The organism is Mycoplasma sp. CSL7475-4, from assembly GCF_024834065.1.
In the GTDB taxonomy this organism is placed as follows: domain Bacteria; phylum Bacillota_I; class Bacilli_A; order Mycoplasmatales; family Metamycoplasmataceae; genus Mycoplasmopsis.
Genome location: NZ_JANUYA010000020.1, coordinates 1 through 820, shown reverse-complemented (window position 1 = coordinate 820; position 820 = coordinate 1). Strand labels below are relative to the sequence as shown.

The 820-nt window shown below is 28.2% G+C and carries 1 protein-coding gene; it reads right to left on the bottom strand.

What is annotated here, in order from left to right:
• Nucleotides 1-16: 16 nt before the first annotated feature.
• Nucleotides 17-820 (bottom strand): hypothetical protein (locus NXS15_RS03735; RefSeq protein ID WP_259290521.1); only part of this gene is annotated, 804 nt, incomplete at its 5' end.

The window sequence follows — 820 nt, the reverse complement described above, 5'->3', positions numbered from 1 at the left end:
TTTTTTAAAGCACATTTTAAATTTTATTAATTAATTCCTGATAAGTTTTAGATAATAATTTAAGAATTTCCTCGGAAACCAACAAGTTTTTTTCAAGCAATTCTTTTTCTCTTGTGTTTGAATTTCTTAATTCATTGATCACGTTATATAAATTAATCGCAAACTCTCTACTTCTTTTAACAGCACGGTAGAACTTTTTAGTTAAATCATCATCGTAAACTAAATAGTGTCTTTTACAAAATAGTTGATAATCTGTCAATTGTTCCCCTTTCAAACATTCACTTTTATAAATTTTGTTTTCGATAATAAACATTAATTCTCCAGTGGAACTCATCACGAAATTTGCTTCGCCATTTTCCATGTAAAATCTTTTATTTTCTTTCGTTATTGGTACATAGTAATTGTTCATATATTGAACACAACCGGCTGAGTATTTTCTTTTAATCGGTAAATGAATTCTGTGTTCATTTTTCCTTTTGTCTATCTTTTTAAAGACATTGATTTTATCGTTCATATGTTTGTTAAACCTTTGATTATATGCTTGAATTATTTCTTTTGAATGTGTATTTATTTCTTCAATAGATGAGTAGTTTTTGCTGTCAAGATACTCAATAAGTCACAGTTGGATAGTGCCATTAGTTCTCTCAACATTTGGTTTAAACTCACCATAACTTTTTGATTCTAGTCCTATATTTTTAGAATTGAGTCATTTTGCCATCGGTGTATTATTTTCCTGTTTGGCGAAAAAAGTAGTTCTTCTATCAGTTTTTAAGCCTATTGGATAGCCATATCGGGCAAAAAGTTGTTCTAATAGTTTCAT